This window comes from Arthrospiribacter ruber, assembly GCF_019343195.1.
Classification (GTDB): Bacteria; Bacteroidota; Bacteroidia; order Cytophagales; family Cyclobacteriaceae; genus Arthrospiribacter; species Arthrospiribacter ruber.
Map to the genome: position 1 here is coordinate 41,306 of NZ_RPHB01000001.1, position 14,143 is coordinate 55,448.

The window sequence follows — 14,143 nt, forward strand, 5'->3', positions numbered from 1 at the left end:
TTTCAGTCAACTTTTGTGACTTTTGTTTCCTTTTGTGGTTTATTATTTACTTCCTGATTGTGAAAATTGTCAGCCCTTATTAGCCCCTATTTATATTAATTGCTATCGGTTATCCGCTTTTCTGTTTATAAAGTTTGGATCTGGGATCCCGTTGTCAAAGTCAGGAGGAGTCAGCCTAAAACCCCTTTTTCTGTACCCTTTTATGTTGTTCGGGTGTGAGGAGTAGGGCTGCTGAACCGTACCATTTTACCAATTCCATTTTTAAGACTCCGGACGCAACAGCTGGATCTTCTTGGGTCAGTTTTTCGGCTTCTTCGATGCTGTCTACATTAAAGAGAAAAATTCCCCTTTTTTCGCCGCCATCTACAAATGGACCTGCCAGAATCAGCTTCCCCTTTTCACTGAGTAAATTGATATGGGCCATGTGTCCCTTTTGGATCTCAGCTCTTTCCTCTGCACTGTAATTTCCTGACTTGTCTCCACCCAGCAAAAATGCCATGACATAAGTTTTCATTCCGTAATCATCTGCTCCAAGTTCTTCTGCAAGAGTAGCATCAAAGTCCACTTGCTGCGCATAGGAATGGTGTTGTAGAAAAATGATGCAGGCAAGGATGAAGTAGATTTTGGGTTTCATTGTGTTATTTTATTAACTCCCCCGTTTTTTTCTTCTATTGGACTCTGCCTTGGTATCGGCAAGATTTTCCGGCTCAAATTGATAGAAGTCTTCCGCTAATATCTGCTTGGTGCCTTGATCAAATACTATGCTTTTGTAATATAAAGGAAGTACATAATCCCCATTTTCATCCATGATGCCGTATTTATCACCGATCCTCACAAGGACCTTGTTCAGTTCTTCCCTGCGCAATTCCTGGAATTTGGGCTCTACAATTTCTTTTCCGTCCGGAGCCAAAAGTCCAAATTTGCCATTTTCTTCGGTGATGAAGTAATTGTCCGCACCCAGAGAAATCCGGCTATATCCTTCATTAAGCAACAAATTACCGCTGCGGTCTATTAGGTTGTTCTTGCCGGAGGATTTTACCAATGCCAAGCCTCTTTTGAAATCCCCTGCCTGGTCAAATTTGGGGCTACTCACCCATTCTCCCGACCTGTTGATGTATCCCCACTGTCCACCTGATTTTACTGCGGCAAATCCTTCATTGAATTTCTTTCCTTCTTCAAACTGCTGCTTGATGGCCCATTTCCCCAAAGCGTCAATGTAGCCCAATTTGCCATCCTTATAGGCGGGATAAAGGCCTTCTTTGCCAGGGAGAATTCTATCTACACCCGGTATTGGTTTTACTTCCCAGCCTTTTGGTCCCAAAAGACCTACTGTGTTGTCTCTTAGGAATACATTGTAGTGCTTTTCGCCTGCGTCGGTAACTTTGACCATCCCTACCTGATCCAAGAGGATTCCGTCATTTTTCATGACCCTTCTCAATTTGCCATGTATGTATTCCAACAATACACCGTCTTCATTGGTGATTTTATGGTAAGAGGAGTAGCTAATGTCTGCTTTTCCTTCCCTACCTTTTATCAGCATGTATTGGTTGCCATCATGGGCATAGAAGTAATCATCCTCTAGGTGTACCAAAAGGTCAATTACAGGCCGGAGTACGTAGTTCCCTTCCCTGTTGATGAGACCGTATCCTGTGGCTTCTTTTGCAAAAAGATAGTTTTGGTTGACCTCCTTAAGTTCTTCATAAAGATGGTCAGGGTCTTCGGATAGTGGTAAAAAATAGCCTTGTGCAGTTTTGGCAATCACTTGTCCATTGAGTGCCAAGCTTGCATCGTCGAATGACCCAAGGTGCCTGGTTTCTCTGGTGGAGTGGTCATAAAGCCAATATTGGTTTCCTTTATTGGCAAGCAGTCGGGTGAAAAAAGTCTGTATCCTGTCATAGTCTGCTGGCAATATCTTTTCTCCATACTCGTGAAAAACACCTTTTCCATTTTTACCTTCTGTAATGATCCAAGGCTGATCATAAGCGTAGACAGACTCTGCATCAAGGTTGATAAAAGGCTTATATTCTCTGCTGAGAAGCTTAACCTGGTTGTTGGCGTTGCTTATCCTGACAGATTCGCCTAAGATTTTGATATGATCGTATTCTACCCTGGATTTGAGTTTCAGGTTTTGGTCATATACCTCATAGGTTTGGGAAAATGCCGTAGAATAGGAAATAAGAAGAAAACAGGCGGTAAGTAAACCTCCCCAGGTAAGTTTGTGATTCATTGCAAGTCAATTGAGGAGGTAAATTAAAGGGATTCGCAATGGATTTCAATATCCTTTACAGAATATATTAATCCTTTTTTTCGCTGACTTTCTCCAAGTCAAACAAATCCGAGATAATATTGATCATTTGGTCCGCATCATCCCTCATACAGGCAGCCCTAAGCTGTACTACCGGTACTTTGAGGATTTTTTGCATCATGCTTTTGGTGATTTTGTCGATCACTGCTGCTTGATCTTCATCGATATTCTTTAGAAAACGCCCCATTTCTTCCTGACGGATCTGTTCAAGGGCATTTTTCAGTTTATTGATGGTAGGTGATACCATCATTCCCTTTTTCCAGTTAAAAAATTCATCTATGGCTTCTTCAATGATTTTCTCTACCTGAGGGATAGACGCCAGTCTTCTTTCCAATGTTTCTGTAGCTTTGCTCCTGATGTTGTCTACATTATATAGCATCACACCGGGAACATCCTCTATGGTGGTTTCTATACTTCTTGGAACAGATAGATCCACAAAAAGCTTGTAGCTAGGAATATCCATTGCCTTCACCAACTCTTTGGTGATGAAAGGTTCTGATTTCATGATAGAAGAGACCACCACGTCAGCCTGATTCATGGCTTGCATACATTCCTCAAATGGAATGGCTTCATATCCCAATTCACTGGCCAAAGCCTGCGCTTTCTCAAAAGTTCTGTTGGTAATGGTAACTTTTGCATCAGGAACATGAACCATGTTTTTGGCTACATCTTCACCTATTTCCCCAACACCAATGAGCAAAACTCTAGGTTGGTAGGTATTGGAAGTAAGTTCTTCGATAAGTTCTACAGCAGCATAAGAAACTGAAGCGGCCCCATCTCTGAAAGCTGTTTCCTGTACTACTCTTTTGCTGGAAAAAAACACAGTATGCATCAAACGGTGCAGAAAAGGTCCTGCCAGATCCAGGTCAGCAGACATTTGATAGGCCCTTTTAACCTGATTGGAAATCTGCATGTCTCCTACCACCTGAGCTTCAAGACCCATTGAAACTTTGAAAAGATGCTGTATGGCTTCTTTGTCGTTGTTTAGAACCTTGAAATATTCCAGGTAATCCACCACGTTGGTCAATCCTTTTTCAAGGCCGATCAATTTGATAATTTCAGTACTAAGGTCCAGTTCGTGGGAATAGTAAACTTCAGTCCTGTTGCAAGTAGAAAGAATCAAGGTATCTGTCAGGCTAAAAAACTCTTTAAGTTTGATCAACAAAGCGTGTATGGAGCCCTCATCTAAGGAAATTACCTCACGGATCTCTACAGGTGCGCTTTTATGTGATAAACTTATTGCTCTGAAGTTGTGCTGCATTTCTGATACTTTTCGCATACAAATTTAATTCAGTTTCTTTTCAAAAGAAAATTTTGCTTTCTGTCGGCTTAATTTAAAATCTGTCTAAATAATAATCGGAATGGATTATGATTCAAACTAATTTATTGGCTTCTGTTTTTGGAAAATTGATCCGATTACAATAATTTTCTCTTTCAAATACGACATTGTTTTGTCAATTGGATTGTTTGCAAAATCACATTTTTATGAAGGCTAAGATTTATTTTTTTCTCAAAACCTATTTGGGATTTACCAGAAGGGAGTCCAAGGGCTTTGTTCTGGTTGTCCCTGTGTTTTTGTTGTTGTATTTTCTCCCTGAGCTTTACCATAAATTGTCGGAGAGAACACATCAAAGTCAAGAGTTGGAATACCAAAGGGTGATTGATAGCATGGTGCTGGCTGGCTTCCATATAGTACAACCAAATTTCAGCAATTTTGATTCTTCTAACTCTGCTGATACCACAAAAAAAACTTCTGGGACTTTAAGAAGGGAACAGCCAAGATTAAATAAGCTGGATTTTTTTGAAGCAGATTCTGTTGTTTTGCAGGTGGTACCGGGGATTGGTCAGACCATGGCAGGTAGGATCGTGAAATTCAGAGAAGGCTTGGGTGGGATGTTGCACAAAGATCAGTTATTGGAAGTATATGGGATGAGTGATGAAGTAGCAGAAAGGGTTTTTGAGTATTTTGAATTCAGCCCTGGGATTTATAAAAAGCTGCAGGTCAATCAATGGGATGCTGCTGAGATTGCCAAGCATCCCTATATCAATTACGGAGCTGCTAAAGTGATCGTAGCTTACCGGCAGCAGCACGGGAAATACAGGCAGCCCTCAGACCTTCTTCAGATCAAGATTTTCAATCAAGATTGGGTGGATAGGATAGCACCCTATCTGGCTTTTGATTGAAAGTTTCTGTTAATTTTTCTCAAACACCTTTTCACCTCCCAGAAAGGTGCTATTTACCTTGATGTTGCGCAGGTCTTTACGGTCAGCTATCATGATATCCTCTTCCAAGATGACAAAGTCCGCCAATTTCCCACTTTCTATACTTCCTTTGAGATGCTCTTCAAAGTTGGCAAAAGCAGCCCAGATTGTCATGCCTTTTAGGGCTTGTTGCCGGCTTATCCTGTTTTCAGTCTGGAATCCACCTTCTGGCCAGTTTTCAGCGTCTTTTCTCACTACTGCCGAATGAAATCCATAGAGCGGGTTGATATGCTCTACAGGAAAATCGCTGCCCAGTGCGATCATGCCATTTTGGTCCAGAAGGTCTTTGTATGCGTACGCGGTTTTGATTCGGAAAGGTCCCAATCGCTGATCTGCCCAATACATATCAGAGGTTGCATGGGTAGGCTGCACCGAGGGAATGATGCTGTATTGGGCGAATTTGGGCATGTCTTCTTTACTCACAATCTGTGCGTGCTCTATTCTCCATCTCAGGTCGTTTTTGCCTTTTAGGTACTTTGCATAGATGTCCAATAAGGTGCGGTTGGCAGAATCTCCAATGCAATGGGTATTCATCTGAAAGCCGTGTTCGTACATTTGGCTGGCCAAGTGATCAAATTCTTCTGCGGTCTTAAGCAAAAAACCGTAATTATCGGTGTGGTCATGATACGGCTTCAAAAGTGCTGCCCCTCTGGAACCCAATGCTCCGTCTCCGTAAATTTTAAAGCTTTTGATGCTTAATTTGTCATCTTCATATGTGCCGTTTTCAAAATAAAATGCCATATTCTCCGGACTTGGGTTGACCATGGCGTAAATTCTCATTTTAAGACGGTTCCCCTCTTGCAGGCTGCGGATCAATTCAATTGTTTTTCTTTCCAGTCCGGCATCCACCACAGAGGTTAGCCCTACTTCAAAACAGTTTTCCTGAGCTGCCAATAATGCATTTGTGGCTTCTTCCTCACTTGGTTCAGGGACTTTATCGCTTACCAGTTTGATGGCGTTGTCTATCAAAACTCCGGTAGGTTTCCCTTCTTCCACAATAACTTTTCCACCAATCATTTCTGTGTTGGCATTGATCCCGGCCAGGTTCAGGGCTTTTTGGTTGACAAGTGCTGCATGTCCATCTATTCTGGTGAGTAAAACCGGCTTATCAGGGAAAAGTGAATCTAAAGCAGTTTTGGTTGGGAATTCTTTGCTTTCCCAAAGGTTCTGGTCCCAGCCTTTCCCTAGAATCCATGTCACATCGGGATTGTTGTCATGATGGGTGATGACGCGATCTATCAACTCTTTTTCAGATTCTGCTCCTAGCAGATCTGCTGTCTGCAAGCCCATTCCATACCTAAAAAAATGCGCATGTGCATCAATAAATCCTGGAAAAACCGCTTTTCCCTTCAGATCTTGGGTGTTTTCACTGCTGTATTTGGATAAAATTCTACTGTTGCTTCCAGCTTCGAGAAATCTTCCGTCTTTTATGGCAAATGCCTGGACGATACTAAACCCCTCATCCACTGTGTAAACAGTGGCATTGTGTATGATCAGGTCTGCTTGCTCTTTGGCCGGGCTGCAAAATTGCAGCAACATCCCCAAAAATAACAAGCCGGTCAAAAAAGCAATTTTTCTCATTTTTACTGTGTCGTCAGGTGATAGTTCTCCAAAAGAACAGGTACTTTTGCGGAATGGATGCGCAGAAGTATGGGTTTTTGGATACCCCATTGAATTTTCCCCAATTTGATTTCAAGCTTGAAGAAACTGAAGGTAAGATAAGTATTTTCGATTCACTTAGAAAAAAGAATCTTATTCTCACTCCTGAAGAATGGGTAAGACAACACATGATAGCATATTTAATTCATTATCATGGGTACCCTAAAAATCTTATTGCCCTTGAAAAAGGGCTGAAATATAATCAGCTTCAAAAAAGATCTGACATCTTGGTGCTGGATAGAGAAGGAGGGGCGTTTTTACTGATTGAATGTAAGGCGCCTGAGGTCAAACTTTCCCAAAAGACTGTACAGCAGGTAGCAGTGTATAACCAAGCTATTCAGGCACCATTTGTGGGGATAAGCAATGGTTTACAGCATGTTTTCTTGGCTTTTGATCGTGCCGGAAAATCCTATGACCAATTGTCACAAATTCCACGATTTGAAGTTTAAAAAGGTGATATCTGTCATCTTTTTAATTATATTTAACCCATCAGAAAAAGACAAAATCAAAATCAAGGAAAATGAAAACCCAGCCCAAAAGTATACCTTGTGAACTCTGTGTCAGCAGGAAATTTTCTCTTTTTGCGGGAGTGTCTGACCAACATCTTTGTCATATTTCAGACAATAAAAACTTTATCAGCCACAAAAAGGGACAGACCTTGTTTTACGAAGGGACTAAGCCACTTGGGGTGTTTTGTATCAATGAGGGAATCGTAAAAGTCTATAAAACAGCTTCCAACGGAAAGGAGCAGATCATCCGATTGGCCAAAAAGGGAGATTTTCTAGGATATACAGCCCTCTTGGGAGAAGAAGCATATTCTTCCTCAGCTACTATTGTAGAAGATGCAAAAATCTGTTTTGTGCCAAGGGAGTCATTTTTGAAAGTTCTTTCTGATGACACTGCTTTTCATCAAAGGGTTACTAAGGCCATCTGCAACGATCTCGGGGTCATGGAAGAAAAACTTACAGACGCGACACAAAAGTCCATCAGAGAGCGGCTGGCATTTACACTGCTTAAACTTTGTGAAAATTATGGCATTGATGGTCAGGAAGGTCAGAAAATAGATATTGTACTTACAAGAGAGGAAATTGCCGGACTGGTAGGTACTGCCACTGAAACGGTTATCCGTTTATTGTCTGAATTCAAAAAGGATGAGCTGATAGAATTTGATGGGAAAAAGATCATTGTCCTGGACAAAAAGGGACTTGCAAGGCTGTCAGATTTCTACGGATAAAATCACATTAGTTTATATCAATGGGCAGTGATACTTTGGATCACTGCTTTTTTTGTGGCAACCAATTGGACTCAATGAGTGTTGAAAGAATATGAAAAGGTTTTTTCTGATAATTTTAATTCTGTTCAGTTCTGCGATGGTTTGGGGTCAAAGTTTGGCGTATAAAACGCTTTTGAAAGGGGTATATGACAAAGAGTTCCCTTTAGTTTATCCAGAAGACAAAATACTCACAGAAGAAGTGCTTTTTCTCGATACCAGAGAAATATCAGAGTTTGAAGTTTCCCACATTAAGGATGCCAAATGGGTAGGCTACGACACTTTTTCACTAAATGCTATTAGCGAAATTCCCAAAAACAAGGATATTGTAGTCTATTGCTCCATTGGTGCAAGGAGCCAGGAAATCGGCAAAAAGCTGAAGGAGGCCGGTTATCAAAATGTTTACAACCTCTATGGAGGTATTTTTCATTGGGTCAATGAGGGACATCCGGTTTTTGATGAGCATGGTAAAACCAATAGAGTTCATGCCTACAGCAAAACTTGGGGGATTTGGCTGAATAAAGGGGATAAGGTGTATTGAAGGTGGTAAATGTCTTTTTTATGACATTTCCTGAATTTTAAAACTGTCAATTTTAAGCTGATATGGGAGGGATAAGAAGGAAAATAGTTAGATTCAAATACAATCCTCCTGTTTACTTCGTACCTTAACTCAACTAATACGAAAGATATTTATGAAAACCTTGTTGATATTAATTTCACTCTTTTTGTTCAACTTTTCCTGTGGAGCATACGAGATTTCAGATGCTGCCGAGAAAGCTCCTTCTCATGAGATTTTTGATGAACTTCTTAAAAAATACGTGTCCAAAGACGGGAAAGTAGATTACAAGGGTTTTATCAAGGAAGAAAAGAAACTACAGAAATACTTGGATCTATTGAGCAATAATGCACCCGACAAAAAAGCCTGGTCTAAAGACGAGCAACTGGCTTATTGGATCAATGCCTATAATGCATTTACCATCAAGCTGATTGCGGACAATTATCCAGTGGAAAGTATCAAGGACCTTAACCCTACTTTAAATGTGCCCATGGTCAATACCGTTTGGACCAAGAAATTCTTCAAAATAGGTGGAGAAGATACCAGTCTGGATGATATTGAGCACAAAATCATCAGAAAGGAATTTGACGAACCAAGGATACATTTTGCAGTCAATTGTGCCTCAAAATCCTGTCCTCCATTGTTGAATGAAGCTTTTACAGCTGAAAAGCTTGATAGTCAATTAGAAAAGGCGGCTAAGGACTTCATTAACAATCCAAAGTACAATAAGATCAGTGCCGAAAAGGTTGAAATATCCCAGATTTTTTCATGGTTCAAAGGTGATTTTACCAAAAAGGGAAGCTTAATTGATTACCTTAACAAATATTCTAAAGTCAAGATTAAATCCAACGCCAAAGTCTCAAATATCAAATACGACTGGTCTCTGAATGAATGATAAAAAGAAAAAAAATCATAATTATTGGCAATGGTATAGCGGGAATCACCTGTGCCAGAAATATTCGTAAAAAGGATGAAAATTCGGAAATCCTGGTGATTTCGGGAGAGACTGAATTCTTTTTTTCACGCACAGCACTCATGTATATTTATATGGGGCACATGCAATTTGAACATACCAAACCCTATGAGGATTGGTTTTGGGAGAAAAATAATATTCAACTTTTACAGGCTTGGGTGGAGTTAGTGGATTTCAACAATAAAACTTTGCTTTTAGACTCTGGGAAAAAAGTTGGATACGATGTTTTGGTTTTGGCAACTGGCTCTGTCCCTAACAAATTTGACTGGCCAGGGCAAAGTCTCAATGGAGTTCAGGGACTTTATTCCAAACAGGATTTGGATATCATGGAGGAAAATACGGCAGGGATATCACATGCTGTGATCGTCGGTGGAGGATTGATCGGAATTGAAATGGCCGAAATGCTGGCGAGCAGGGATATTTCGGTGACATTTTTGGTCAGGGAAAAGAATTTTTGGGATAATGTATTACCTGTGGAAGAAGCACAGTTGGTCAATAGGCATATATTGGAACATCATATAGACCTGAGGTTGGAAACGGAGATGAAAGAAATTTGTGGGGATGATTCAGGGAGAGTGGATTCAGTTTTGACCAATAAGGGTGAAAAAATTGAATGTCAGTTTGTAGGCTTGGCAGTTGGTGTAAGCCCTAATGTCAAGTTTTTAAAAAACTTGGAGCTTGATATGGGTAGGGGTATTTTAGTGGATAGATATTTTAGGACCAATATAGAGGATGTCTATGCCATTGGGGATTGTGCTGAGTTTAGAGAAAAGCCTGGAGCTGACAGGAAAAACATAGAACAGGTTTGGTATACAGGGAGAATGCACGGAGAAACGCTTGCTCATAACCTCACCTCTGAGGATGCTGTCCCTTATCGACCAGGGATTTGGTTCAATTCAGCGAAGTTTTTTGATATTGAGTATCAAACTTATGGGCTTGTGCCAAATGAAAGGAAAGAGGGTATTGACTCTTTCTATTGGGAAAGCGATAGTGGGGAGAGCTGTCTCAGGCTGGTTTTTGAAAAGCAAACTGAAAAAATTCTAGGTGTCAACAGCTTTGGATGGAGACTGAGGCATGAGTTTTTTGACAAAGCCATTCATGAGGGCTGGAATCTGGAAAGGGTTCTGACTCAACTTGACAAAGCGGATTTCAACACTGAATTTTACGAAAAGTTTCATAAGTCTGTCCTGGCCCAATACAATGCCCAAGAAGGCAGAAACCTAAAAATTAAAAAAAGCTCCTTTTTACAAAGATTAATAGGTTCTAGAGCATGAGAAAAATACAAATAACCGGTCTTATCGTTTTTCTGCTTGGCTTAGTTTCCTTTAGCTTGATACCGTTCATCGGGAGCTATCAGCTGGATCAGAAAATGGTGGAGCGAAAAGTAAAGGAAGAACACTTGGAGCCATTAATTCCTGTGCTTGAGCCCATGTACGGAGAAACTTACAGCTCCAATTTTGCATTTATTTCCGATTTCAATAAATACTTTGATGAATACAATGAAGCCCTAAAAGAGGCGGAAGAATGGGACAAGGTTATTTGGGACGATTATGTTTTTGAGCTGACCAAAGAAGCGTCTTTGGGGCCAGTGCATCAAAATCCTTTTTGGTATTTGGCTATATCGGTCGGACTGGGGGTAATTGGTGGGTTGATGTATATCTTGCCTTTATATAGGGGAGAACCTGAAGGGATAAAAAATGACGGAATTTACTTTTCTTCCATGAAGTCCCGTGGCTTGCTCGGCATCATTACCGGTACTTGGCTGATTTTGTTTTATGTTATATTATATTGGTTCCCGGAGTACATGACCAACTTGGTCTTGATGGTGGACCCTTTGAGTTACCTTTTATCGGGTAATCCGGCCTCCCAATGGTTTTTGTATGGATTGATCTATACGCTGGCCATTTTGGTGATGGGGATCAGGATGTTTCGAAAATATAGGGGAAATACCTATCAGACCATCCGTACGGCTTCAGTCATGTTTTTTCAGCTGGCTTTTGCTTTTCTGATACCGGAAATTCTGGTGCTCCTAAACAAACCTTGGCATGATTTCAAAAATATCTGGCCCCTTGACTATACATTTTTCTACGACTACAGGTTAGATGGAATGCTCGGCTCCGGAGCTTTGGGAATGTTTATGTTGATCTGGGGAATTATTCTGATCATAGTGGGTGTTCCATTGTTCACTTATTTCTACGGCAAGCGTTGGTATTGCTCTTGGGTATGTGGATGCGGAGGGTTGGCAGAGACTTTGGGAGATCCTTACCGACAATTGTCGGACAAATCCCTGAAAGCTTGGAAAGTGGAGAGGTACATGATTCATGGTGTCTTAGTCTTTGCAGTGCTTATGACCTTGGTCACGATCCTGAACTACTTTATGGAGTTCGGTCTGCTAGGAGAAGCCACCAATCAGCTGCATAGTATTTATGGTTTTGCCATAGGAGCGGCATTTGCTGGAGTAGTGGGTACCGGGTTTTACCCTTTTATGGGAAATCGGGTTTGGTGCAGGTTTGGCTGCCCTTTGGCCGCTTACCTCGGTATCGTACAGCGTTTCAAGTCCAGGTTCAGAATTACGACCAATGGCGGACAGTGTATATCTTGCGGCAATTGCTCTACTTATTGTGAAATGGGCATAGATGTGCGTTGGTATGCCCAGCGCGGACAGAATATAGTACGAGCATCATGTGTGGGCTGTGGAGTATGTGCTGCAGTTTGCCCAAGAGGGGTGTTAAAACTGGAAAACGGGGAAGAAGAAGGAAGAATTAATGAAAATCCGATTTTGATCGGGAATAAATCGATTACAGTAAAATCCTGATGGAAATTATTTATGTGTTTTTGGCGGTCTATATCCTGGCCATGGTTTTTGTATTGTTTTACAGCTTGGCGCAGGCGCACCTTTTGTATCATTTTTTCAAAAACAGAGATTTAAATATTCCGACAAAGGAATTTTACGCCGTAGAGTTGCCATTTGTTACGGTACAATTGCCTGTCTACAATGAAAAATATGTTGTGGAGCGGTTGGTTGAGGCTTGCGCTAAATTCAATTATCCAAAAAACCGATTGGAAATCCAATTGCTGGATGACAGTACGGATGAAACCAGTGCTTTGATAGCAAAGCAGATCAGCAAATTTCCTGAAATTGACTTTTGCCACATTCAAAGAAAAGACAGGCAAGGTTTCAAAGCAGGAGCCTTAAAGGAGGGGCTTGAAATGGCCAAGGGAGAGTTTATAGCTGTTTTCGATGCGGACTTTCTACCGGATCCTGATTTTTTAAGAAATGCAGTTCCACATTTTGTAAACCCTAAAGTAGGTATGGTCCAGTCCCGTTGGACCCATCTCAATGAATGCTATTCTGTTTTGACCAGGCTTCAGGCTTTTGCTTTGGATGCGCATTTTATGGTAGAGCAGATAGGTCGAAACAGTCAGCAGGCATTTATCAATTTCAATGGTACTGGAGGAATATGGCGAAAGGCTTGTATACTGGATGCCGGCAATTGGGAGTCTGATACCCTGACCGAAGATCTGGACCTCAGCTACAGGGCACAGCAAAAGGGATGGGAATTCGTTTACAGGCCGGATATTGAGTCTCCTGCAGAACTTCCTCCCGTAATGTCTGCCATCAAGTCCCAGCAATTTCGCTGGACAAAGGGAGGTGCCGAATGTGCTGTCAAGCACCTGAAAAATGTTCTGAAAAACCCTTTTCCAACAAAAGTAAAAATCCATGCGACTGCACACTTGTTAAATGCCTTGATTTTTGTGGCAGTTTTGGTTGTCAGTATCAGCAGTATTCCCGTGTGGTGGGGTTTTCAGTCCGGATTGCTACCTTCCGAGTATTTTAATTATGCAGGTGTATTTCTGCTCAGCTTCTTGATCATTGCTCTGGTATACTTAGCTGCCAATATGAGTTTGGGAAAATATACCCTGAGAAGTTTGGGTAAGTTTTTATGGGAACTCCCTTTGTTTTTGTCTGTCTCCATGGGACTTTCCCTTCACAATGCCCAAGCGGTATGGGAAGGGATGACAGGTAAAAAATCCGCTTTTATCAGAACTCCCAAATACAACTTATCCAAAGAAAATAATTCTTGGAGCAGCAATATCTACAATTCTTTTAAAGTTCCTGTAACTACTTACATTGAGGGAGCACTTGCGTTTGTATTTGCAATTATCGTGGTAAAGTCAATTATTACAGGAAGCTACCAAATGCTGGTGTTTCACATTATGTTGGCTTTAGGATATTCTATGGTGAGTTACCACTCCTTTATTAGTTACCGAAAATCCTGAGTCTAAGCCAGAATCTTATCAAAAAGGTCTCTCACCTCTTTTTCTACATGGGTTTTATGCCATTTTTTGTTTTCTCTCAGGGTTTGAAGTAGGTCCAGGTATTTTTTTGAAACCTGCTGTTTTTCTGCCAAAAATCCAGTGAGGTGCTGTAAGAAAAGGTGGTTTTCGTACCAGTTGAGCAGTGATTTTTGTAGATGACTCATTTTCTCATGGACTTCTGCAATAAAAACAGGATTGAAGCCAGACTCTATACGAAGATTCTCCAAAGCAATGATCACCCTCAACCCTTCATAGATATCTTTTAGGGCCTTGCTGTCCAACTTATTTTGGTGGTCCAGATTGAAATATTCCAACTCCTCATTGATGATCTGAGTGGTAGCCGTATTGATCATGAGAGGTTTCAGTCCTTTGCTGTATTTGTATGCAGCTTCAAAAAGTTCATCCCAGATCAATAAAGGCGCTCTTACAACATGGTCATAGACTTCCGCATAAAGGCTGTTTTTTTCACTTAGTAAAGACTTGGTGTATGACTTAAAATCAATTGTGTCCTGGAGCTTTACTTCTTCGACCTTGTTGGTGACCATTTTGAGGTGCTTGGTTTTTTTCAGTCCCCTGAAAAGGTCTTTGAAAGGGGAGAAAAGTTTGAACTTTAGTCCTGTTTTTTCGAAGTGGATATGGGCCAAGAGGTCAATATAGATTTCCAAAAAAATCAATCTACTTTCCAATTCGATGGCTTTTTTGCCCTTAAATTGTTTGCTCAGAGCTGCATGGGCGGCTTTTGCTTCTTCAAATTGCTGCTCAAACAGCCTGAACACAGGAGAAATCTTACCTTGCATA

The 14,143-nt window shown here is 41.0% G+C and carries 13 protein-coding genes; 8 read left to right on the forward strand and 5 right to left on the reverse strand.

Features of this window, described 5'->3' with window-relative positions; genetic code table 11:
• Positions 1-175: 175 nt before the first annotated feature.
• The 3 genes from EGN73_RS00175 to hemA all read right to left on the reverse strand — a co-directional run bounded on the left by EGN73_RS00175 (position 176) and on the right by hemA (position 3,566).
• Positions 176-634 (reverse strand): YciI family protein, encoded by a 459-nt coding sequence (locus EGN73_RS00175; protein WP_219286026.1) that lies wholly within the window; start codon positions 632-634, stop codon positions 176-178.
• Between the two features lie 12 nt (positions 635-646).
• Positions 647-2,227, reverse strand: coding sequence for a WG repeat-containing protein (locus EGN73_RS00180; RefSeq protein ID WP_219286027.1), 1,581 nt, complete (start codon positions 2,225-2,227; stop codon positions 647-649).
• A 67-nt stretch (positions 2,228-2,294) separates the two neighbouring features.
• Positions 2,295-3,566: a glutamyl-tRNA reductase gene (hemA, locus tag EGN73_RS00185; protein WP_219286944.1), complete on the reverse strand. Its 1,272-nt coding sequence runs from the start codon at positions 3,564-3,566 to the stop codon at positions 2,295-2,297.
• Positions 3,567-3,790: 224 nt separating this feature from the next.
• Between hemA and EGN73_RS00190 the strand changes: the two genes are divergently transcribed.
• Entirely contained in the window at positions 3,791-4,489 is a 699-nt protein-coding gene (locus tag EGN73_RS00190; protein ID WP_219286028.1) for a ComEA family DNA-binding protein, read from the forward strand.
• Between the two features lie 9 nt (positions 4,490-4,498).
• On the opposite strand, the gene EGN73_RS00195 is transcribed toward EGN73_RS00190, so the two are convergent.
• Positions 4,499-6,148 (reverse strand): amidohydrolase, encoded by a 1,650-nt coding sequence (locus tag EGN73_RS00195; RefSeq protein ID WP_219286029.1) that lies wholly within the window; start codon positions 6,146-6,148, stop codon positions 4,499-4,501.
• 17 nt (positions 6,149-6,165) lie between these two features.
• Between EGN73_RS00195 and EGN73_RS00200 the strand changes: the two genes are divergently transcribed.
• The 7 genes from EGN73_RS00200 to EGN73_RS00230 all read left to right on the forward strand — a co-directional run bounded on the left by EGN73_RS00200 (position 6,166) and on the right by EGN73_RS00230 (position 13,306).
• The gene (locus EGN73_RS00200; protein ID WP_425515005.1) at positions 6,166-6,675 is read left to right on the forward strand and encodes a type I restriction enzyme HsdR N-terminal domain-containing protein; all 510 of its coding nucleotides are present in this window, start codon (positions 6,166-6,168) and stop codon (positions 6,673-6,675) included.
• 71 nt (positions 6,676-6,746) lie between these two features.
• On the forward strand, positions 6,747-7,460 hold the full coding sequence (locus EGN73_RS00205) for a Crp/Fnr family transcriptional regulator (protein WP_219286030.1): 714 nt from the start codon (positions 6,747-6,749) through the stop codon (positions 7,458-7,460).
• 91 nt (positions 7,461-7,551) lie between these two features.
• Positions 7,552-8,037: a rhodanese-like domain-containing protein gene (locus EGN73_RS00210; protein ID WP_246611397.1), complete on the forward strand. Its 486-nt coding sequence runs from the start codon at positions 7,552-7,554 to the stop codon at positions 8,035-8,037.
• 151 nt (positions 8,038-8,188) lie between these two features.
• Entirely contained in the window at positions 8,189-8,947 is a 759-nt protein-coding gene (locus EGN73_RS00215; protein WP_219286031.1) for a DUF547 domain-containing protein, read from the forward strand.
• Positions 8,944-10,299, forward strand: a complete 1,356-nt coding sequence (locus EGN73_RS00220; RefSeq protein ID WP_219286032.1) for an NAD(P)/FAD-dependent oxidoreductase — start codon at positions 8,944-8,946, stop codon at positions 10,297-10,299. Before EGN73_RS00215 ends, EGN73_RS00220 begins: the two co-directional genes overlap by 4 nt.
• The gene (locus EGN73_RS00225; RefSeq protein ID WP_219286033.1) at positions 10,296-11,840 is read left to right on the forward strand and encodes a 4Fe-4S binding protein; all 1,545 of its coding nucleotides are present in this window, start codon (positions 10,296-10,298) and stop codon (positions 11,838-11,840) included. The genes EGN73_RS00220 and EGN73_RS00225 overlap by 4 nt, the downstream gene beginning before the upstream one ends.
• Positions 11,840-13,306, forward strand: a complete 1,467-nt coding sequence (locus EGN73_RS00230; RefSeq protein ID WP_219286034.1) for a cellulose synthase family protein — start codon at positions 11,840-11,842, stop codon at positions 13,304-13,306. Before EGN73_RS00225 ends, EGN73_RS00230 begins: the two co-directional genes overlap by 1 nt.
• 2 nt (positions 13,307-13,308) lie before the next feature.
• On the opposite strand, the gene EGN73_RS00235 is transcribed toward EGN73_RS00230, so the two are convergent.
• The gene (locus EGN73_RS00235) at positions 13,309-14,142 is read right to left on the reverse strand and encodes a hypothetical protein (RefSeq protein ID WP_219286035.1); all 834 of its coding nucleotides are present in this window, start codon (positions 14,140-14,142) and stop codon (positions 13,309-13,311) included.
• Position 14,143 lies beyond the last annotated feature (1 nt).